Raw genomic sequence first — 777 nt, 5'->3', positions numbered from 1 at the left:
CTCGACAACTGGAGCCACAATCCAGTGCTCTACCGACTGAGCTACACCCACCATAAAACGAACGCCATACTAGCTAAGTGATCAGCCACTGTCAATGGGAAAACCCATTTGCAGTAAAAATGGCACGCCAGGAAGGATTCGAACCCTCGACCTACGGATTAGAAGTCCGTTGCTCTATCCATCTGAGCTACTGGCGCGCAGTGGTCGGGGCGACTGGATTCGAACCAGCGACCCCCTGCTCCCAAGGCAGGTGCGCTACCAGGCTGCGCTACGCCCCGACAAGAGGGAAATTTTTAACACAACCACCGGATTACTGCAACCGAAAAAAAAAAACAGAAGAAAAGAAAACATCCTCGGGATCAACCCGCCGCCTGATCAGAGGAAGCGATAGGTAACACCTATATTCGCGGCCCAGGATTCCCAATTTACCTCATTGAGGCCCTGCGTCGTAAATCCGCCGCCGTTATCGAAAAAACGTATTTTTCCATCTCGGGCTTTCCACTCCTGGTAATCCAGAGTGAGATGGACGGACCATTGATCGGTCAGGTCGTACTTTCCACCGAGAGCGAGAACGATCCCCTCACCGTCACTGGCCTTTTGTTCGAAGCTTTTTGGATGCGCGAAATCGTCCCGAAGGTTCCAGTCGGCTTCCGCTTCGAAATCGATCCAATGATACTCGAAGGAGCCGTACAGCCCAAATCTCTCCACGGGTTTTAATTCCAGATCGATGCCTGCCCACGGACCATACCATTGGGTTTCGAAGGTGCTGTCCAGGCC

General features: G+C 52.6%; 3 tRNA genes and 1 pseudogene (1 of these 4 running past the window's edge). All 4 read right to left on the bottom strand.

Going from position 1 to position 777, the window contains the following annotated elements:
• Positions 1-52, bottom strand: a tRNA-His gene (locus DTF_RS26950); it reaches 41 nt to the left of the window's first position.
• A gap of 68 nt (positions 53-120) precedes the next feature.
• Positions 121-197 (bottom strand) — tRNA-Arg (locus DTF_RS0113500).
• Between the two features lie 4 nt (positions 198-201).
• Positions 202-278 (bottom strand) — tRNA-Pro (locus tag DTF_RS0113495).
• A 97-nt stretch (positions 279-375) separates the two neighbouring features.
• A pseudogene (locus tag DTF_RS26215) lies at positions 376-777 on the bottom strand (TonB-dependent receptor); the annotation flags it as partial.

This window comes from Desulfuromonas sp. TF, assembly GCF_000472285.1.
Taxonomy (GTDB): domain Bacteria; phylum Desulfobacterota; class Desulfuromonadia; order Desulfuromonadales; family ATBO01; genus ATBO01.
Note: the sequence above shows the minus strand (reverse complement) of the source record. Positions and strands in the feature narration are given on the sequence as shown.